The following is a 17,614-nucleotide window of genomic DNA, read 5'->3' as shown; positions in this document are numbered from 1 at the left end:
ACCTGACTGCCGTCAGGACAGTCGGATCCGGCGCGTCGGCTTCACTTCACGACGATGTTGATGATGCGGCCGGGCACGTAGATCTCCTTGACGATCTGCTTGCCCTCGATGAAGCGGGCCACGTCGGCGTTCTCCTTCGCGGCGGCCATCGCCTCGTCCTGCGTGGCGCTCTTGCTGATCGTGACCTGCCCGCGCACCTTGCCACTGACCTGCACGCCCATGGTGACGGTGTCGCGGGTCGCGGCCTGCTCGTCCACGGCGGGCCACGCGGCGGTGTGCACGCTGCCCTCCTGACCGCGCGCGGCCCAGATCTCCTCAGCGATGTGCGGCACCACGGGGGCCAGCAGGCGGTTGAAGATGTCCAGCGCCTCGTCCCAGGCGGGCGTGCCGAACACCGGGGCGCGCTTGGCCTTGACCAGGGTGTTCGTCAGTTCCATCAGCGACGCGACGATGGTGTTGAAGCTCAGGCGTTCGAAGTCCCCGGTGACCTTCTTCAGGGTGCTGTGCACCGCGAAGCGCAGGTCCGCTTCACTGACGGTCTCGGCGGGGCCGGTGACCTTGTCGTCGGTGAACAGGGTCCACACGCGGCTCAGCCACTTGGCCGGGCCGTTGATGCCCTGCGGGTCCCACGGGCCGCCCAGTTCCCACGGGGCGATGAACATCAGGTACGTGCGCACGGTGTCCGCGCCGTACTCGCGCACCAGGTCGTCCGGATCGACGACGTTGCCGCGCGACTTGCTCATCTTCTCGCCGTCCTCGCCCAGAATCATGCCCTGGTTGCGCAGGTGCGCGAAGGGTTCGCTGTGCTTCGTCAGTCCCATGTCGCGCATGACCTTGATCCAGAAGCGCGAGTACAGCAGGTGCAGGATCGCGTGCTCGATGCCGCCCGTGTACAGGTCCACGGGCATCATGGGGTCCTTGGCGGGATCGAAGGGGCCCTCGTGGTAGTCGGGGCTCAGGTAGCGGTACATGTACCATGACGAATCCACGAAGGTGTCCATGGTGTCCGTGTCACGCTCGGCTTCCCCCCCGCAGACGGGGCAGGTGGTCTTCAGCCACTCGGTGTCCAGTTTCAGGGGGCTCTGGCCGGTCGGGGTGAACTCCACGTTCTCCGGCAGGCGCACGGGCAGCTGGTCCTCGGGGACGGGCTGCGCGCCGTGCTCGGGGCAGTGCACGAACGGGATCGGGGTGCCCCAGTAGCGCTGGCGGGCGAACAGCCAGTCGCGCAGGCGGTACGTGGTCTTCGCCTTCGCGATCCCGCGCGCCTCCAGCTGCTCGACGATCCCGGCGATGCTGGCCTTCCCGCCGCTCAATCCGTCGAACTCGCCGCTGTTCACGATGACGCCCTCGCCGGTGTAGGGTTCCGTCGCGTCCTCGGCCATCGGCTCGGCGCCCTCGGCGCGGATGACCTCCACGACGTCCAGGCCGAACTTGCGCGCGAACGCGAAGTCACGGTCGTCGTGCGCGGGCACGGCCATGATCGACCCGGTGCCGTACGTGACCAGCACGTAGTCCGCCACCCAGATCGGCAGCTGATGACCGGTGATGGGGTGCGTGGCGTAACTGCCGGTGAACACGCCGGTCTTCTCGCCCTCCTGCTGGCGTTCCACGTCCGTCTTGCGGCCCGCTGCCGCCACGTACGCCTCGACCTCCGCGCGCTGCTCGTCGGTGGTCAGCTGGGCCACCTTGGCGTGCTCGGGGGCCAGCACCATGAACGTCGCGCCCATCAGGGTGTCCGGACGGGTCGTGAACACCGTCTCCGGCCCGGCGGGCGTGTCGAAGGTCACCTCGGCCCCCACGGACTTCCCGATCCAGTTCGTCTGCATCAGGCGGACCTTCTCGGGCATGTCCGTGTCACTGAAGTCCAGCAGCTCGTCGGCGTAGTCCGTGATCTTCATGTACCACTGGCTCAGGTTGCGTTTCTCGACGGCCGTGCCGCAGCGTTCGCAGTGGCCGTTCACGACCTGCTCGTTCGCCAGCACCGTCTGGTCCTTCGGGCACCAGTTCACCAGCCCGCCCTTCTTGTACGCCAGGCCGCGCTTGTAGAACTCGATGAAGAACCACTGGTTCCAGCGGTAGTACTCCGGGTCGCACGTGGCGAACTGTCGGCTCCAGTCGATCATGGTGCCCATCGCCTGGAACTGCCCGGTCATCCGCTCGATGTTCGCGTACGTCCACGTCGCCGGATTCGTCCTGTTCTTGATGGCGGCGTTCTCGGCGGGCAGGCCGAACGCATCGAACCCCATCGGGAACAGCACGTTGTACCCGCGCATCCGCAGCCAGCGCGCCCGGGCGTCCGGCGCGACGTTCGCGTACCAGTGCCCGATATGCAGGTTCCCGCTGGGGTACGGGAACATCGTCAGGGCGTAGAACTTCTCACCCGGCGCGTCCTCGTTGAACCTGTACAGGCCGCTCTGCTCCCAGGCGGTCTGCCATTTCTTCTCGATGGCGTGCGGGTTGTACCGCTCCATGCGCGGCTCGGGAATATTGATGGGGTGCTCGTTGTTCATCTGGACTCCTTCGGAAGGGTGATGGGTGAAAGTTGATGGTTGACGGAAGCCGTTGCGTCTGCCAGTGCTGAGGCTGGCCTATCAACCATTGACCATCCACCATCAACAAAAAAAATCGCCCCGGCAGCCAGCCGGGGACGCTCGAACGGACCGTAAGTCAGTCGAGGCGTCCCCGGGTGGTAAGCGCAGAGCGGATCATGGGGGAAGTGTAGCGCAGAACCTGCGCGGCCCGCCATCCGCCATCTGAGCAGCAAGGGGACAGGGGCGTTGCTAGCCTGGGTGGATGGATTCGCAGGTGACGTATCTGGAACTCAGTGAGGGGCGTGAGCACAAGTTCTACGAGGTGACCTTGACCGGTGCTGCCCTCACGATCCGCTATGGCCGCATCGGGACCGAAGGGCAGTCGAAGACCATCACCACCGCTTCGCCAGTCGAGGCAGAGCGAGAGGCCGTGAAGAAACTGACCGAGAAGCGCCGCAAGGGCTACTCGGACGCCGTGCCGGGCCAGACGGCCAGGAAAGCCGTCGAGAAACCCCGGGTCAGACTCCACCGGACCCTGGAACCCTACCGGGCGCAGATTGAGGCCACGCTGAAACCCGTGATGTTCCTGACGCTCACCGAATCGGCACCGGGGCCGATGGGCAGCATGGTCGGGGGCATACCCTACCGGCGACAGGGGGAATCCTGGCCCGCCGCGCCGGACGGGACGCCCATGACGTTTCTCGCGCAACTGAATTTCGCGGAATTACCGGAATTACCGGGGTTTCCCACGTCGGGCCTCCTGCAATTCTTTATCGGCAAGGACGACCTGTACGGCTGTGATTTCATGCGGCCCAGTCGGGCGAACCCTGCTGTATACGAGGTGCGCTGGACGGCGCAGCCCATCACGGATCCGGCCCTTCTGGACGACACGGTCCCAGACCACGCCGGAGACTTTTCACCGCTGCCTGCCGGGCGCGGGATGGGCATCACGGGTGAGCTGGCCGAGCACCCGATGTCGGACAGAGACCGGCTGTTCGCGCAGGCGATCGGAATTGATTTTCTCGACGAGGGGTCTTCTCCCGATGAGGATCTCTCGAAGGGCGAGTGGCTGGAGGAACGGTACGACGAGGCCACGCTGTTCGGGCATCAGGTGGGCGGGCATCCGACGTTCACGCAGGAGGATCCACGCCTGCCGGACGATCCGCGCGTCCTCCTGTTCCAGCTGGATTCGGACTGGCCGCGTGGTGTGATGTGGGGGGATTCGGGGATCGGCAACTTCTTCATTCACCCGGACGACCTGGCCCGGAGGGACTTCAGCCGCGTGGCGTACAACTGGGACTGCTGCTGAGCACAACGTCTGGAGGCTGCCCCGACGAATCCGGGCAGCCTCCAGTCAGGGCAGCGGCACTGAAGCCGCCCCGGATTACATCGCGGGGGGGATCTCGATGCCGATCAGGTCGAGGGTGTCCTCGAACGCGGTGCGGACACGGGCGACCAGGGCTAGGCGAGCCTCGCGCAGGCCTTCGGGGCTGGCGAGGACGTTCGTGGCGGGTTTGCCCTGCTTGTCCTTGGCGTTGTACCAGGCGTTGAAGGACGTGGCGAGGTCCAGCGCGTACTGCGCGACGCCGTGCGGGGAGTGCGCGCGGACGGCCTGTTCGACGACCTCGGGGAGTTTGGCGACCTGCTTGGCGAGGATCAGGTCCACGTCCGGCAGGGCGTCCCAGGCGGCGCCGGTACCGTCCGTGGCGTGCCCGGCGTCCTGGGCCTTGCGCAGGATGTTCGCGGCGCGCACGGCGGCGTACTGGATGTACGGGGCGGTGTCGCCCTGCAGGCTGCTGGCTTTTTCCAGGTCGAAGTCGAAGGCGCGGTTGGGTTCGTTGCGCAGCATGGCGAAGCGCAGCGCGCCCACGCCGATGCGGCGGGCGATTTCCTGCGCGTCGTCACGCGTGGCGAGGTCGGGGTTCTTCGCGCTGAGTTCCGCGAAGCCCCGCGCGGCGGCCTGTTCCAGCGCGCTGTCCACGGCCAGGGTGATGCCCTTGCGGCCGCTGATGGTCTGCCCGTTCAGGTTCACGAACTCGTAGCTGAGGTGGATGCTGCGCGCTTCCTTCTCGGTCTCCCCGGCGACGCCCAGGCTGCTGCGCACGAGCATCTGGGGGTGCTTCTGGCGGGAGTCGATGACGTTGATGACCTCGTGCGCGTGCCCGAAGCGGGCCGCCTGGGCGCTGTCGCCGGTCGGGTCGCTGGTCCAGATGGTGTTCCCGGCGGGGTCGGTCATGAAGGGCTTGAAGGTCATGCCCTCGAACAGACCGAACTTCCAGAACTGGAAGCCGATGTCCTTCGCCACGTACATGGCGGTGCCGTCACTGCGGCGCAGCACCACGTTGGATTCCTCCAGGCCGGGCATGAATTCGCTGACGTCCATGATGAACGCGCCCGCGAACTTCCCTTCCGTGGGGTGCGAGGTGTACCGGCTGCCCTCGAGGATGTCCATGGCGCGGTTCAGGAAGCCGCTGCCGACCACGTCGGACTCCCACACGAGCAGGTCGTACGTCGCGCCGATGCGGAAGCAGGTCTCCAGCTGGGCCTTCACGGTCTGCTCGACCAGGGGGCGCAGCAGGCCCTCTTCGAGCTTGTGCATGACCTCGCGGATGCCCGCTTCCATGTCGGCCTTGGCGGGGTCGGCGTTCAGCTGCACATAACCCTCGCCCAGCCAGTGGTCGTACTTCTGCTCGCCGTTCCACTCGCGGCCGTAGTGGTCCATGGCGAACAGGCTCTCGGCGGCCTGACGGCCGGTGTCGTCGATGTAGTTCTGCACCTCGACCTGGTACCCGGCGGCGCGGAAGATGCGGGCCATGCTGTCGCCCAGCACGACGTTGCGCAGGTGCCCCACGTGGAGTTCCTTGTTGGGGTTCACGCTGGTGTGCTCGATGACGACCTTGCCCTCCTGCGCGGGGAGGCTCAGGGGCGTCTGCACGACGCCGCGCACGAAACCGCCGACGTCCACGAAGAAGTTCAGGAACGGCCCGGCGGCCTCCACGCGCTCGATGCCGTCGGGCAGCTGCACGGTCTGCGCGAGCGTCTGCGCGACCTGCACGGGGTTCTGCCCCAGCGCCTTGGCGATCTGGAACGCGGCGGGCGTGCCGTAATCGCCGGGTTTGTTCGCGGGTGTTTCCTGGATGGCGACGTCCAGCGGGGCGCCCATCTGCGCGGCGGCGGCCTCCACTGCCGTCTTGAGTCGAGCCTTCAAGTCCATAACTGAAAAGTGTACGGGAAACCGCCCGGCGGAACGACCCGCCCGGGCGGCCTTCAGGGACGGTCAGAAGATGCGCGGGTTGGGTGGGGTGTCCAGCGTCATGTCGGGCGCGGCCTCGTCCGCCCAGACTTTCATGTGCATCAGGCGGGCGCTGCCGAACGAGGTCGTGAACGCCACGTCGGACGCGTCGCGGCCCTGCGCGATCAGGATGCGGCCCGCGCGGGGGCGGTTGTGCCGCGCGTCGAAGGTGCGCCACTGCCCGTCGATGAACGCCTCGAACCACGCGTGGAAGTCCATGGGGACCGGGTCGGGCGTGATGTCGATGTCCGGCAGGTACCCGCACACGTACCGGGCGGGGATGTTCAGCGCGCGGCAGAACGCGACGCCCATGTGCGCGAAGTCGCGGCACACGGCGCGGCCGCTGCCGAGCGCCTGGAAGGCGGTGGTGGCGCTGGTGGACCCGTACCCGTACGTGCAGGTGTCGTTCAGGTAGTCGCTGATGGCCTGCACCTGCGCCCAGCCGCCCTGGATGTGCCCGAACCGTTCCCAGGCGTCCGCGCTGACCAGGTCGCTGTCCACGTAACGGCTGGGCAGCAGGTACGTGATGGTGTCGTCCGGCAGGGCCTCGACGGGAGTCTTGGGCAGGTCGGGGTGGGCGGGGTCGGCGTTGCGGGTGATCTCGGCGATCAGGTCGTGCCCGATGGTGAACGTGCCGGGCTGCGCGACGGTGCGCCACACGACGTTCCCGTGCGTGTCGGTGTACGTATGGATGCCCTGCGCGGCGCCGATGGGCCGCTGGTCGATGATGCGCTGGCGGGTGCCGGTGGGTTCCAGGCGGTCGCGGGGCTGCACGACGAACAGCATGGGCGTGGGGTAGGGCACGTCGAAGGTCAGCTGGAAGCCGGCGCGCACGCGGACGGGACGGTCGAAGGAACTCTGCGGGTCGGCGGCGGGAGCGTCGGGCTGGGCCATGTGCCTCAGTGTGAGGCGCGGCGGCCCGGGGCGGTGTGAGGTGCGTCCCGCTCTGCGTTCATGTTCCCCGCTCGCCGGTGGGCGCGGCGGTACCCTCTGGGCATGAACCGTCTGGGTCAGGAGAGCAGCCCGTACCTCCGTCAGCACGCGGACAACCCGGTGGCGTGGTGGCCGTGGGGCGAAGGCGCGTTCCGGGAGGCGCGCGAGCGGGACGTGCCGGTGCTGCTGTCGGTGGGGTACTCGACGTGCCACTGGTGTCACGTGATGGCGCACGAGAGTTTCGAGGACGAGGCGACCGCCGGGTACATGAACGCGCACTTCGTGAACGTGAAGGTGGACCGCGAGGAACGCCCGGACGTGGACGCGGTGTACATGGCGGCCACGCAGGCCCTGACCGGGCAGGGCGGCTGGCCCATGACGGTGTTCCTGACGCCGGACGGCGCGCCCTTCTACGCCGGGACGTACTTCCCGCCGCGCGACGGGCACGGGATGCCGAGTTTCACGCGGGTGATGGCGAGCGTGGAGCGAGCGTGGCGCGAGGAGCGGCCCAAGCTGCTGGGGAACGCCGAGGCGCTGACCGAGCATGTCCGCGAGGCCAGCCGCCCGCGCGCGGCGGAGGGTGAGGTGGACGCCGGGCTGCTGGAGCGCGCGGTGGGGAACCTGCGGCGGGTGTTCGACGAGGCGCTGGGCGGGTTTGGCGGCGCACCGAAGTTCCCCGCCCCGACCACCCTGGATTTTCTGTTGACGCAGCCCACGGGCCGCCTGATGGCGCTGTACACGCTGCGGCGCATGCTGGCGGGCGGCCTTCACGATCAGCTGGGCGGCGGGTTCCACCGCTACAGCGTGGACGAGGCGTGGCGGGTGCCGCACTTCGAGAAGATGCTGTACGACAACGCCCAGCTGACCCGCACGCTGCTGCGCGCCTACCAGCTCAGCGGGGACACGGCGTTCGCGCAGGCGGCGCGCGGGACGCTGGCGTACCTGCGGCGCGAGATGCTCGCCCCGGACGGCGGGTTCTACTCCGCGCAGGACGCGGACACGGGGGGCGTGGAGGGCCTGACCTTCACCTGGACGCCCGCCGAGGTCCGGGACGTGCTGGGCGACGCGGACGGCGACCTGCTGTGCCGTCACCTGGGCATCGCGGACCCCGGCAACTTCCTCGACCCGCACCGGCCCGAGGTGGGCCGCCGCAGCGTGCCGTTCGTGGCCCTGCCCGTCCCGGACCTGGCGCTGGACCTCCGGCAGACGGAAGTCGAGGTCGCGGCGCGCCTGGACACCCTGAAGGCCCGCCTCCTCGCCGCCCGCGCGCAGAGGCCCCAGCCGGGCACGGACGACAAGGTGCTCACGTCGTGGAACGGGCTGGCACTGGCGGCCTTCGCGGACGCCGCCCGCATCCTGCGCGAACCCGAGTACCTGGAGGTCGCGCGCCGGAACGCGGCGTTCATCGAGGAGCACCTCGCCCTGCCGGACGGCACGCTGCGGCACACCTGGGGCGGCGGGCAGGCGCGCGTGGAGGGCCTGATGGAGGACCACGCGCTGTACGCGCTGGGGCTCGTGGCGCTGTTCCAGGCGGGCGGCGACCTGACGCACCTGCACCGCGCGCGGGCACTGTGGGAGGTCGTGCGCCGCGACTTCTGGAACGAGGAGGCGGGCGTGTTCATGGCCTCCGGAGGCCGCGCCGAGCCCCTGCTGGCGCGGCAGGCTCCGGGTTTCGACAGTGCCGTCCTGTCCGAGAACGCGGCGGGCGCGCTCTTGGCCCTGTGGATGCACCGTTATTACGCCGACACCGAGGCCGAGGCGATGGCACGCCGCACCGTGAACGCCTTCCGGAGCGACATGCTGGCCGCCGCGGGCGGCTTCGGCGGGCTGTGGCTGGCCGCCGCGTTCCTCCACGCTCCACACACCGAGGTCGCCGTCATCGGCACGCCCGATGAACGCGCCCCGCTGGAGGCAGTCGCGGCGGGCGTGTTCCTCCCCTTCGCCGCGCTGGCCTTCACGGAAGCGGGCGGCGACCTGCCCGTCCTTCAGGACCGCCCCGGTGACGGGCGCGGGTACGTGTGCCTGCACCACACCTGCGACCTGCCCACCAGCGACCCCGGCGTGTTCCGTGCGCAACTGGAACGCGTGGCCGCAGGCGGCCAGTAGCGTCAGGGGAGCGGGGTCCAGGTCAGCTCCACCGACCCCGTTGCCGACTCCCGGCAGGTGAACTCGAAGCGGCTCACGACCGCCCCCTGCTCCCGCAGCGTGCCGCGGAACCGCTCGGACTCTCCCCCACCAGGCAGCGACTTGAAGCGTTCCGTGTCGTAGGGCACCGTCCGAGCCAGATTCAGCGACGCGACCTCCTGGCAGGGCGTCACGGCGCTGCTGCTGAGATCAGCTGGTCCACACGCCGTCAGGGCAGGAATCAGCAGGAACATCGCCCGACTCACTCAGGCATCGTCATTCCTCGACCCGTCCATTCTGTGCATTCCGTTCAGTGTTGTCCCTGGAGTAGTTGCATAATTTCGACTGTGTGAGCGCTACGCTCAGGGCATGAGCGCGCCCACCACACCGGCCGCCAGCGCCGCGACCCCCACAACCCACCCGGCCCCACCCACCCCGGCGGGCCTGCTGCGCCTGTTCGTGGGGGTCGCGCTGGTCGGGATCGGCGGGGGCCTGCCCGCCCACACCCGCCGCGCCCTGAACGCACGCGGCTGGATGACCGACGCGGAATTCGCGGAAGCCTACACCCTGGCGCAGCTGACCCCCGGCCCGAACGCCGTGAACCTCGCCGCGATGATCGGCGCCAGACTCCTCGGCGGTATGGGCGCGGCGCTCTCGGTCGTGGGCATCCTCACGCCTGGCCTGATCGCCATGCTGACCGTCACCGCCGTCACCCTCGGCCTCCCCGGCGGCCTGCCCAGTGGCGTGCAGAGTGGCCTGCGGGGCGCAGCCTGCGCAGCGCTGGGCGTCATGCTGACCGCCGCGCTGCCCGTCCTTAAGGTCACGGCCGGCATCCGCTTCGGCCCCACGCTGGCGATCATCACCTTCCTGCTGCTGGCCGCGCTGCGCGCTGACCTGCTCCTCGTGCTGGCAGGCACCGTCATCGTCGGCCTGATCATCCACCGCCCCCGGAGCGGCGAATGACGGCCGAACCGCTCGACATCCTGCTCACGTTCGCGCGGCTGGGCCTCGTGAGTTTCGGCGGCGCGAACCTCCCCGAGATCGAACGCGTGCTGGTCGAACAGAAGGGCTGGATCACGCCGCAGCTCCTCGCGAACGGCTTCGCGCTGGGACAGGTCATGCCGGGGCCGAACATGCTCGCCATGACCCACTACGGCTTCGCTGCTGGGGGCTGGCTGGGCGCCTTCGCCGCCACGCTGGGCTTCTACGGCCCCACCGCGCTGCTCAGCGCCGCCGCGATGACCGCGTGGCAACGCCTCAGCCGCTGGCGCTGGCTGCCCGCACTCCGGAGCGCGCTGCTCCCCTTCGGCGCGGGCGTGCTGCTGGCGGGCGTGCTGGTCCTCGCCCGCGGCAGCATCCACAGCTGGACCGGGGCGCTGATCGCCGCCGCCTCGTTCGCGCTGCTGTGGCGCACCCGCCTCAACGCCGCCGTGATCGTCGTCGGGGCCGCCGTGCTGGGCGCCGTCCTCAGACTGTAACCACTCGGCTACACTGACCGGATGCCGCTCCTCCCCCACGCCCCCCGGAGCCACCCTTGAAACCCTGGGTCCACCTGGGCTCCGCGCCCGTGCCCGGCAGCCGCGACGAACTGCAACTGTGGCAGCGGGACACCGAGTTCAGCATCCGCGTGCGCGGCACCCCGTACGACCTGATGAACTCCCGCCAGCACGGCAGCGAGGAGGCCCTGGCCGACCTCGCCCTGACTGGACTCACGGCCGCCGCGCCGCGCGTGCTGATCGGCGGGCTGGGCATGGGCTTCACCCTCGCCGCCGCGCTGCGCACCCTGCCCGGCGCGGCGCAGGTGACGGTGGCGGAACTCGTGCCGGAGGTCGTCACCTGGAATCACGGCCCCCTCGGCGAGGTGGCCGGGCACCCCCTGAACGACCCGCGCGTGACCGTCGCGGTGGCCGACGTGGGCGAGGTCATGCGCGCCCACCCCGCCGGATTCGACGCGATCCTGCTGGACGTGGACAACGGCCCCGAGGGCATGACCCGCGCCGCGAACGACGCCCTGTACGGCCCGCGCGGCCTCGCCACCGCCCGCGCCGCCCTGCGCCCCGGCGGGGTGCTGGCCGTGTGGAGCGTCGAACACGTCCCCCGCTTCACCGACGCCCTGACCCGCGCCGGATTCACCACCCACGTGCACCACCCCCGCGCCCGCCACGGCAAAGGCGGCAAACACACCGTCTGGACGGGGCGGAAAGGCGGGTAGCGGTTCGTGGGAAGTGGGGAGTGGATTGCCGGTGATCCAGTTCAATCGAACTGAAGGCAGCGAACGGACTTGCCCGCCCACCTCCGCCCAACCCACTGCCTACTTCCCACTCCCCTCCTCACCCCCCGGTGAGGAACCGCGTCGTCTCGCGGAAGAGCAGGTCCACCTGCTCCAGGTTGTCGAAGGTGTGGCCTGCGCCGGGGATGGCGACGGCGTCGCAGCGCAGGGCCTGGGCGTAGCGGACGCCGTACTCGGGGGGGCATGTTCTGTCCTGGTCGCCGTGGAAGACGCGGGCCTCGCCGCCCCACGTGGCGGCTGCGTCGAGGGGGCGCAGGCGGGTGACTTCCTGGAGGAAGTCGCGGCCCAGCGGCCAGCCGTTGTAATCCGTAATCGTGGCCGGGAGGAAGCCGCCGCGCAGGAAGGGCAGCCACAGCTCCGGCAGGGCGGGCGCCCACAGGGCGAGGCGGTGGGGGCGGGCCTGAGCGGCGCTCATGGCAGCGACGAGGCCGCCCATGCTGAAGCCGAGGAGCATGACGCGCTGCGGGTCAAGGCCCGGCTGGCGGCGCACGTACTCGAAAGCGGCGAGGGTGTCCTCGACCTCGCGGGTGACGGTCATCTCGCTGAAGTCCCCCTGACTCTCGCCGCTGCCGCGGAAGTCGAAGCGCAGGCTGGCGACGCCCCGCGCGGCGAGGTGCCGGGAGAACAGCGGGAAGAGGCGATGGTCGCTGGTACGGCTGCCGGTGAAGCCGTGCAAGAGGATCACGCTGGTCCAGCCGTGCGTGGGCGCGTCGCCTGCGGGGCGGTGCAGCATGCCGTACACGCGCTGCCCGCCGACGCTGAACTGCGCGAATTCCTCGTTCAGGGCCTGTTCGTTGCTGCCTCGGGCGCGGTCGGTCATGCGCCGATGCTACAGGCGCGCCGGGCGGGGGGTCAGCGTTTGACCTTGAGCAGTTCCATGGTCACGCCGCTCAGGCTGGTGCGGATCATGCCGGTGCCGGGCGCGTACCAGACGCTGGTCTTGACGGTGGTGGTTTTCGGTGTGCTGCTGCTGGGGAGTTTCATGGTCACGGTCGTCGTGGTGTCCAGGCGCCAGGCGTTGAACGTCCCGGCGGGCACCTTGACGGACTCGCGGTTCACGATCTTGCTGACGCTGGTGCTCTTGGCGGTGATGCCGCCGTCCATCTTGAGATCCTGGGCGCTCTTCCAGGTGTAGCCGGGCCGCCAGGTGTTCAGGGGGGGCATGGCGGCGGTGCTGGTGGTGACGCTGCTGGCGCCGCCGCTGGACAGCGTGCTGGTGATGCCTTTTGCAGTGCACGTCCAAGTGGTGGTGGTGGTGGTTCCGGCTACGGTACTCGTGGATGTCACGCTGTCGCCCTTGACGGCGTTGGTGGTGGTGACGGTGCCCTTGGCGGCTCCGGTCATCTGGTAGGTGTAGGTTCCGCTGGGGAACATGTCTTTCAGGGTGCAGGCGGCCTGAGCGGCGGGGCTGGCAACGGCGGCGAGGGTGGCGGTCAGGATGAAACGGGTGAGTGGACGCATGGGGTGTCCTCCTGTGAGTTGCGGTGATGGGTCGTGCCGTCAGGGTAGCCGCCGGAAGATGTGAAGACAGGCCCGCCCCTGGGGGTGAGCCTGTGCTTCGGTTCATGGTGCCTTAAGCCTGGATCAGCTCGGCCGACAGTTCATGAGGCATCAGCCACGCCTCTCAGGGCGTCAGGCGGTGGCGGTCGCGGGGGAACGCGCGGGCGTAGCGGACGTTGCTGATGCCCAGCAGTTTGGCGGTCAGGCGTTCGGCGCCGATGGCGAAGCCGCCGTGGGGGGGCATGCCGTACTTGAAGACCTCGGTATAGCCTTCCAGGGTCTCGGGCTTGAGTTTGTACGTGGCGATGGAGTCCATGAGCATGGCGTGGTCGTGGATGCGCTGGCCGCCGCTCGTGATCTCGATGCCGCGGAACAGCAGGTCGAAGCCGCGCGTGATCTCGCTGCTGGGGGTGCCGTCGGCGTTGCTGTCGGGGTGGGCGTAGAAGGGGCGGGCGGCGCGGGGGTACTTGGTGACGAACACAAAGTCGCTGCCCTCGGTTTCCGCGTAGTGCTGGCACAGCAGGCGTTCCGCTTCCGGGTCGAGGTCCTTGCCGCCCACCGCGTGCCCGTACTTCTCGGTGACCAGCGCGCGGGCGTCCATCAGGGTGATGCGGGGGATGTGGGCGGGCACGTCGGGGATGTGGGCGCCGAGCAGGTCGAACTCGGCCTGCGCGGTGGTCTTCAGGCGGGTCATGATGGCGGCCAGGAGGCGGTTTTCCAGGCTCATGACGTCTTCCTCGTCCTCGATGAAGCCCATCTCGACGTCCAGGCTCAGGTACTCGTTGAGGTGGCGGCTGGTGGCGTGTTCCTCGGCGCGGTAGACGGGCGCGACCTCGAAGACCCGCTCGAAGACGCCGACCATGATCTGCTTGTACAGCTGCGGGCTCTGCGCGAGGTACGCGGGGTGCCCGAAGTAGTCGATGGGGAACAGGTTCGCGCCGCCCTCAGCGCCTGCCGAGACGATCTTGGGGGTGCTGATCTCGGTGAAGCCCTCGGTCATCAGGTGGTCGCGGAACGCGGCGACGAGTTCCGCCTGGACTTTCAGCGCGGCGCGTTCCTTCAGGCCGCGGACGGTGACGACGCGGTAGTCGAGCATGGTTTCCGGGTTGACGTTCCATTCCATCTTGGGAATCTCGACCGGGGCGGGTTCCACGGCGGCGCTGATGACGCGGAAGTCCTCGACCTGCACCTCGAACCCGCCGGGGGCTTTGGGGTGCGCCTTGACCTTCCCGGTGACCTCGACGCTGCTCTCGGCCAGGGGCAGGGTCAGGCCGCTGCCGACGCACTGGGTGACGCCGCTCACGTCGCGCAGCACCAGGAACTGCACGCCGCCCAGGTCGCGCCGGGCGTGCACGAAGCCCTGGAGGCGCACGGTCTGACCGTCGTGGTTGCTGAGGTCGCGGGTGAGGGTGCGGGGCAGGCGTTGCTGGGCGGGCTGTTCGGGGGTGGCTGGGGTGGTCATGCGGGCTCCTTGTTCATTGAAAAGCCCCCGACTCCGTGTGTGGGGTCGGGGGCGCGGTATGCGGCGTGACGTCCCCTAGCAGGGATCATCATTCACGTTGTTGTTCGCCGCGATCATGCGGGGCAGTGTACGCGCGCCCGGCGGGGGTGGTCAACGCGGGCGGCTAGGCAGGCGCGCGTGACACAGCGACCCACATTTACCGACCGACCAGACGGTATGCTCTGAGTATGGCCCGTACCCGTCAGCCCGAACTCACACGCGCCGCCCTGCTCGACGCGGCCCTGGCCGTCCTGCGTGACCACGGCGCCGCCCTCTCACTGGATGCCGTCGCCCGCGCCGCCGGGGTCAGCAAGGGCGGCCTGCTGCATCACTACCCCACCCGCGACGCGCTGTTGCGGGCCCTGGGATTCGCGCTGATCGACGATTTCCGCCACAAGCTGGACGCAGCACACGCCGCCGAACTGGCCGCGCACGGTCCGGCGCGCGGCGCGTGGCTGCGCGCGTACATCAGCCTGACCTTCACCCCCGACCAGGACGGCGAGGCGCTGCACGCGGCCCTAGTGCCACTGGCCGGGCACCCGGCGCTGCTGGCCGGACTGAGCGAGGCACAGGCGTTCCTGCTGACCGACGCCGAGGCGGACGGCGTGCCGCCCGGCACCGCGCACGCCATCCGGCTCGCCTGCGACGGCTACTGGATGGGTGACCTGACCGGCCTGCCGCGCCTGAACGACACGCAGGCGCAGTCCCTGCGGGAGACGCTCAGCGCATGGACCCGCTGAACTCAGGGGACCAGCTCAGCCCCCCGGCCCACGGGGACGATCCGGGCGCCGGCTGGCAGCGGCGCTTCTGGAGCATCTTCGGCGGGCAGGCGCTGTCGCTGATCGGGTCGGCCATGACGCAGTTCGTACTGCTGTGGTGGATCACCGATACGACCGGCAGCGCCGCCGCGCTGGGCGTGGCGGGCGTGGCGGCGCTGCTGCCGCAGGCGCTGCTGTCCCCGCTGGGCGGGATTCTCGCCGACCGCTACAGCCGACGCGCGATCATGATCACGGCCGACGTGATCAGCGCCGCGTGCATGCTCGTGCTGATCAGCCTGTTCGCCAGCGGCGGCGTGCAGCTGTGGCACGTCTACACCATGATGGCGGTGCGCAGCGCCATGCAGGCCTTCCAGACTCCGGCAGCGGGGGCGAGTACCGCCATGCTGGTGCCTGCCAGTTTCCTGCCGCGCGCGGCGGGCCTGAACCAGACCCTCCAGGGCATCATGACGGTGGCCGCCGCGCCGCTGGGCGCCCTGGCGATCAGTGTGCTGCCGCTGGGCGCGGCCCTGGGGATCGATGTGGCCACCGCGCTGCTGGGAGTCGCGCCGCTGCTGCGCTACGCGGTGCCGCAACCCCGCGTGACCCGGCTGGCCGGGGCGGGTGTCCTCTCGGACTTCCGGGCGGGCGTGAACGTGGTGTGGCGCGACGCGGGCCTGCGCCGCCTGTACCTGCTGCTGGGCGCGGTGGTGCTGGCCGTCATGCCGACCTTCACGCTCACGCCGCTGCTGGTCAAGACCCACTTCGCCGGAGGGGCGGGGCAGGTGGCCCTCATGGAGGGCCTGTCGGGGGTGGGCATGATCGCGGGTGGCGTGCTCGTCGCGGCCCTGAATCCGCGCCGTCCGGTGGTGACGATCCTCCTGTCGTTCGCCGCGTCGTGCCTGACGGTGGCCCTGACGGCCCTGGCGCCCGGGGATGCGTTCTGGCTGGCGGTCGTGTGGTGGGTCGTGAGTGGCGTGACGTTCTCGTTCGGGAACGCACCCATGACGGCGCTGCTTCAGCGGGTCATCCCGAACGAGTTGCAGGGCCGCGCGCTGTCCCTGCTGAACATGGTCATGGGGCTGGCCGGGCCGGTGGGGCTGGCGCTGGCAGCCCCGCTGGGCGAGTGGATCGGCGTGCGGGGCGTGTTCGTGGTGGGCGGCGTCCTGAGCGGCGCGGCGGCTCTGGCGGGTTTCCTGTCCCCGGCCCTGCGCCGCCTGGACGCGCCGGTCGGTCCCCCATCCGGCGAGGCGTCCCAGGCCGGGTAGGTACGCGGGACGCTCAGCCGCTATCCTGCTGCTCATGTCAACGAACGTTCGTTTGGCCGGGCGTCCCGCTGGGCTGGCGCGGCCCCGCAGCCTGCTGTTCGCGCCGGGGAACCGCGCCGACCTGATCGCCAAACTGCCCCGCAGTGCGCCCGACGCGGTCGTGATCGACCTGGAGGACGCCATTCCCGGCACGCCCGAGGCGAAGGCCGCGGCCCGCCCGGTCGCGCGGGACGCCGCGCGGGACCTGATCGCCGCCGCGCCGCACCTGCCGGTGTTCCTGCGCGTGAACGCCGTGCACTCGCCGTACTTCGCGGATGACCTGCATGTCCTGACGCCCGAACTGGCGGGGGTGGTCGTCCCGAAACTGGAGCGTGCGGATGACGTGCGGCAGGTCGTGAACGCCCTGGCGACCTTCGGCCTGACCCTGCCGATCCTGGCGGGCCTGGAGACCGGCGCCGGGGTATGGCACGCGCACGAGATCCTGCGCGAGGACGCCGTGAAGTGGGCGTACTTCGGCGCGGAGGACTACACCACCGACCTGGGCGGGCGCCGCACGCCCGGGGGTCTGGAGGTCCTGTACGCCCGCTCTCAGGTGGCGCTCGCCGCGCGCCTGACCGGCGTGCCCGCGCTGGACATCGTCGTGACCGCCCTGAACGACCCGGAACGCTTCCGCGAGGACGCCCGACTGGGCCGCGCGCTGGGCTACGCCGGAAAGCTGTGCATCCACCCTGCGCAGGTCGAACTGGCGCACGAGCTGTTCGGCGCGACGCCCGCCGAGACCGCCCGCGCCCGCGCCCTGCTCGCCGCCGCGCACGACGCCGCCACGCAGGGCCACGGCGCGTTCAGCTTCGAGGGCCAGATGGTGGACGAACCCATGCTCGCCGCCGCGCGCGCCATCCTGGCGCAGGATCACGCCGGACTCCCGCACACTGGAGGCACGCATGAATGAGGATCTGAACCGCCCGCAGGGGCGTTACCTGGAGGAACTGACGCCCGGCACCGTGATCCGGCACCGCGTGACGCGCACGGTCACGGAGGCGGACAACGTGTTCTTCACGACCATGACGATGAATCCGCAGCCGCTGCACCTGGATCACGAGTACGCGGCCGCGTCCGAGTTCGGGCGGCCGCTGGTGAACAGCCTGCTGACCCTGAGTCTGCTGGTGGGCCTGAGCGTGCATGAGCTGACGCTGGGCACGCTGGTCGCGAACCTGGGACTGACGGACGTGGTGTTCCCGAAACCGGTGTTCCACGGGGATACCATCCGCGCGGAGTCGGAGGTGCTGGAGGTCCGCGAGAGCCGCAGCCGCCCCGACGCGGGGATCGTCATCGTGGAGCACCGCGCGCTGAACCAGCGGGGCGAGGTCGTCGCGAAGTGCAAACGGACCGCGCTGATGCAGCGGCGGCCCGCCTGACCCCG

At 69.8% G+C, this 17,614-nt stretch carries 16 protein-coding genes; 9 read left to right on the top strand and 7 right to left on the bottom strand.

The features are described from left to right. Nucleotides 1–41: 41 nt before the first annotated feature. Nucleotides 42–2,510: a leucine--tRNA ligase gene (gene leuS / locus IEY69_RS02130; RefSeq protein ID WP_189071497.1), complete on the bottom strand. Its 2,469-nt coding sequence runs from the start codon at nt 2,508–2,510 to the stop codon at nt 42–44. A gap of 283 nt (nt 2,511–2,793) precedes the next feature. On the opposite strand from leuS, the gene IEY69_RS02125 reads away from it, so the two are divergent. After that, entirely contained in the window at nt 2,794–3,840 is a 1,047-nt protein-coding gene (locus tag IEY69_RS02125; protein WP_189071496.1) for a DUF1963 domain-containing protein, read from the top strand. A gap of 75 nt (nt 3,841–3,915) precedes the next feature. Here IEY69_RS02125 and IEY69_RS02120 read toward each other — a convergent pair whose 3' ends face one another. Both IEY69_RS02120 and IEY69_RS02115 read right to left on the bottom strand, forming a co-directional pair. After that, a complete protein-coding gene (locus IEY69_RS02120; protein ID WP_189071495.1) occupies nt 3,916–5,745 on the bottom strand; it encodes an arginine--tRNA ligase in 1,830 nt (609 codons plus the stop codon). A 63-nt stretch (nt 5,746–5,808) separates the two neighbouring features. Further along, nucleotides 5,809–6,717 (bottom strand): transglutaminase-like domain-containing protein, encoded by a 909-nt coding sequence (locus tag IEY69_RS02115; protein WP_189071494.1) that lies wholly within the window; start codon nt 6,715–6,717, stop codon nt 5,809–5,811. A gap of 102 nt (nt 6,718–6,819) precedes the next feature. Between IEY69_RS02115 and IEY69_RS02110 the strand changes: the two genes are divergently transcribed. Beyond that, nucleotides 6,820–8,862: a thioredoxin domain-containing protein gene (locus tag IEY69_RS02110; protein WP_189071493.1), complete on the top strand. Its 2,043-nt coding sequence runs from the start codon at nt 6,820–6,822 to the stop codon at nt 8,860–8,862. A gap of 2 nt (nt 8,863–8,864) precedes the next feature. On the opposite strand, the gene IEY69_RS02105 is transcribed toward IEY69_RS02110, so the two are convergent. Then, the gene (locus IEY69_RS02105) at nt 8,865–9,146 is read right to left on the bottom strand and encodes a hypothetical protein (protein WP_189071492.1); all 282 of its coding nucleotides are present in this window, start codon (nt 9,144–9,146) and stop codon (nt 8,865–8,867) included. Nucleotides 9,147–9,249: 103 nt separating this feature from the next. On the opposite strand from IEY69_RS02105, the gene IEY69_RS02100 reads away from it, so the two are divergent. Genes IEY69_RS02100 through IEY69_RS02090 form a run of 3 tightly spaced genes read left to right on the top strand, consistent with a single transcriptional unit; the run spans nt 9,250 to nt 11,092 of the window. Further along, nucleotides 9,250–9,843: a chromate transporter gene (locus tag IEY69_RS02100; RefSeq protein ID WP_189071491.1), complete on the top strand. Its 594-nt coding sequence runs from the start codon at nt 9,250–9,252 to the stop codon at nt 9,841–9,843. Next, complete coding sequence (locus IEY69_RS02095) at nt 9,840–10,358, top strand: chromate transporter (protein ID WP_189071490.1); 519 nt, start codon at nt 9,840–9,842, stop codon at nt 10,356–10,358. Before IEY69_RS02100 ends, IEY69_RS02095 begins: the two co-directional genes overlap by 4 nt. Nucleotides 10,359–10,414: 56 nt before the next feature. Beyond that, the gene (locus tag IEY69_RS02090) at nt 10,415–11,092 is read left to right on the top strand and encodes a spermidine synthase (protein ID WP_189071489.1); all 678 of its coding nucleotides are present in this window, start codon (nt 10,415–10,417) and stop codon (nt 11,090–11,092) included. Between the two features lie 118 nt (nt 11,093–11,210). Here the strand turns inward: IEY69_RS02090 and IEY69_RS02085 are convergent, their stop codons facing one another. The 3 genes from IEY69_RS02085 to aspS all read right to left on the bottom strand — a co-directional run bounded on the left by IEY69_RS02085 (nt 11,211) and on the right by aspS (nt 14,132). Next, nucleotides 11,211–11,990, bottom strand: coding sequence for an alpha/beta hydrolase family protein (locus tag IEY69_RS02085; protein ID WP_189071488.1), 780 nt, complete (start codon nt 11,988–11,990; stop codon nt 11,211–11,213). Nucleotides 11,991–12,022: 32 nt separating this feature from the next. Further along, nucleotides 12,023–12,631, bottom strand: a complete 609-nt coding sequence (locus tag IEY69_RS02080; protein WP_189071487.1) for a TapB family protein — start codon at nt 12,629–12,631, stop codon at nt 12,023–12,025. 163 nt (nt 12,632–12,794) lie between these two features. After that, nucleotides 12,795–14,132 carry an aspartate--tRNA(Asn) ligase gene (gene aspS, locus IEY69_RS02075; RefSeq protein WP_189071486.1) on the bottom strand — a complete coding sequence of 446 codons (1,338 nt, stop codon included), beginning with the start codon at nt 14,130–14,132 and terminating at the stop codon, nt 12,795–12,797. A 227-nt stretch (nt 14,133–14,359) separates the two neighbouring features. Here aspS and IEY69_RS02070 point away from each other — a divergent pair, with 227 nt between their 5' ends. The 4 genes from IEY69_RS02070 to IEY69_RS02055 are packed head-to-tail and all read left to right on the top strand — an operon-like array spanning nt 14,360 to nt 17,609. Beyond that, complete coding sequence (locus IEY69_RS02070; RefSeq protein ID WP_189071485.1) at nt 14,360–14,911, top strand: TetR/AcrR family transcriptional regulator; 552 nt, start codon at nt 14,360–14,362, stop codon at nt 14,909–14,911. Then, nucleotides 14,899–16,194 (top strand): MFS transporter, encoded by a 1,296-nt coding sequence (locus tag IEY69_RS02065; RefSeq protein WP_189071484.1) that lies wholly within the window; start codon nt 14,899–14,901, stop codon nt 16,192–16,194. Before IEY69_RS02070 ends, IEY69_RS02065 begins: the two co-directional genes overlap by 13 nt. 34 nt (nt 16,195–16,228) lie before the next feature. Continuing rightward, nucleotides 16,229–17,143, top strand: coding sequence for an HpcH/HpaI aldolase/citrate lyase family protein (locus IEY69_RS02060; RefSeq protein WP_189071483.1), 915 nt, complete (start codon nt 16,229–16,231; stop codon nt 17,141–17,143). Beyond that, complete coding sequence (locus IEY69_RS02055; protein WP_189071482.1) at nt 17,136–17,609, top strand: MaoC family dehydratase; 474 nt, start codon at nt 17,136–17,138, stop codon at nt 17,607–17,609. Before IEY69_RS02060 ends, IEY69_RS02055 begins: the two co-directional genes overlap by 8 nt. Nucleotides 17,610–17,614: the final 5 nt, after the last annotated feature.

Source organism: Deinococcus sedimenti (assembly GCF_014648135.1).
Classification (GTDB): Bacteria; Deinococcota; Deinococci; order Deinococcales; family Deinococcaceae; genus Deinococcus; species Deinococcus sedimenti.
This window is presented reverse-complemented; position numbering and strand designations above follow the sequence as displayed.

Bases quoted from the DNA above. Each gene is read 5' to 3' on its own strand.
- leuS (WP_189071497.1), bottom strand. From the start codon at position 2,510: ATGAACAACGAGCACCCCATCAATATTCCCGAGCCGCGCATGGAGCGG.
- IEY69_RS02125 (WP_189071496.1), top strand. From the start codon at position 2,794: ATGGATTCGCAGGTGACGTATCTGGAACTCAGTGAGGGGCGTGAGCAC.
- IEY69_RS02120 (WP_189071495.1), bottom strand. From the start codon at position 5,745: ATGGACTTGAAGGCTCGACTCAAGACGGCAGTGGAGGCCGCCGCCGCG.
- IEY69_RS02115 (WP_189071494.1), bottom strand. From the start codon at position 6,717: ATGGCCCAGCCCGACGCTCCCGCCGCCGACCCGCAGAGTTCCTTCGAC.
- IEY69_RS02110 (WP_189071493.1), top strand. From the start codon at position 6,820: ATGAACCGTCTGGGTCAGGAGAGCAGCCCGTACCTCCGTCAGCACGCG.
- IEY69_RS02100 (WP_189071491.1), top strand. From the start codon at position 9,250: ATGAGCGCGCCCACCACACCGGCCGCCAGCGCCGCGACCCCCACAACC.
- IEY69_RS02095 (WP_189071490.1), top strand. From the start codon at position 9,840: ATGACGGCCGAACCGCTCGACATCCTGCTCACGTTCGCGCGGCTGGGC.
- IEY69_RS02085 (WP_189071488.1), bottom strand. From the start codon at position 11,990: ATGACCGACCGCGCCCGAGGCAGCAACGAACAGGCCCTGAACGAGGAA.
- IEY69_RS02080 (WP_189071487.1), bottom strand. From the start codon at position 12,631: ATGCGTCCACTCACCCGTTTCATCCTGACCGCCACCCTCGCCGCCGTT.
- aspS (WP_189071486.1), bottom strand. From the start codon at position 14,132: ATGACCACCCCAGCCACCCCCGAACAGCCCGCCCAGCAACGCCTGCCC.
- IEY69_RS02070 (WP_189071485.1), top strand. From the start codon at position 14,360: ATGGCCCGTACCCGTCAGCCCGAACTCACACGCGCCGCCCTGCTCGAC.
- IEY69_RS02065 (WP_189071484.1), top strand. From the start codon at position 14,899: ATGGACCCGCTGAACTCAGGGGACCAGCTCAGCCCCCCGGCCCACGGG.
- IEY69_RS02060 (WP_189071483.1), top strand. From the start codon at position 16,229: ATGTCAACGAACGTTCGTTTGGCCGGGCGTCCCGCTGGGCTGGCGCGG.
- IEY69_RS02055 (WP_189071482.1), top strand. From the start codon at position 17,136: ATGAATGAGGATCTGAACCGCCCGCAGGGGCGTTACCTGGAGGAACTG.